The organism is uncultured Aquimarina sp. (assembly GCF_947492115.1).
Classification (GTDB): domain Bacteria; phylum Bacteroidota; class Bacteroidia; order Flavobacteriales; family Flavobacteriaceae; genus Aquimarina.
Genome location: NZ_CANLMM010000037.1, coordinates 1 through 821 on the forward strand (window position 1 = coordinate 1; position 821 = coordinate 821).

Sequence of the window (821 nt, forward strand, 5' to 3'; positions counted from 1 at the left end):
CAACGTTTCTTGTATGGTGTCGTAGTATCCCGTAGGGTGCTATGCACTATACAAATTGTTAGCATTAGTTTTTTATTTTCATAACTTCAAATCCCATTTCTAACATCATCTCAGCATAATCTTTTTCCGCTTTTTCAAATTCGGGCAATTTAAATAACTTATCATCAATTGGCTCTTTAGAAATGTCAATTAATGTCATTTTTATTGTAATAGAATTATTCAAAATTTTTATTATCTCTAGAGGATATGAATTACTCAATTCAAGAATTTCATTTAAATATTCAAAATTATGTTTTTTAAAAAGTTGAGGGTTAAGTTTAGCCGTCTCTGTGTTATAGAAATAATATTCTTCAGCCAGTTTTCCCCAAGAAAGCCTTATACCATTACAAGATATTCCATTAATAATTTTTGAAGAGTCTATTTTTTCAATTTTACGCTCTTTAAAATCGATATTCATTGAATTATATTTATTCGCATCGGTTATAGTAACGTAATCAAAGTCTTTTTGAAAAGAATAGATTTTATTTAAGTTTGATTTATAAATGGCTTTTTGCTCCAAATTAGTGTTTGCAATTTTTGCATAGTTACCTCCTTTAATAAATACACTAACCGAATCATAGAATTCTCCATCTTTCTTCATTTTTTCAATTATTTGCTCTTTCGAGATCTTAAAATCACCAATTTCTTTTGGTTTAATATCAAACTCAACTTTATAAATCAATTTTCCCTCAAAAGATTGTCCATACGATAATGAACAAATTATTGCAGTAAATATTCCGAATAGAATTTTTTTCATTTCTTTTTTGTAATTAATGCTAACG

The 821-nt window shown here is 26.9% G+C and carries 1 protein-coding gene; it reads right to left on the reverse strand.

Annotated features, from left to right (window positions below):
• Positions 1-64 precede the first annotated feature (64 nt).
• Positions 65-821: hypothetical protein (locus Q1A73_RS24410; RefSeq protein ID WP_299611437.1), on the reverse strand; the 757-nt coding region annotated here is incomplete at its 5' end.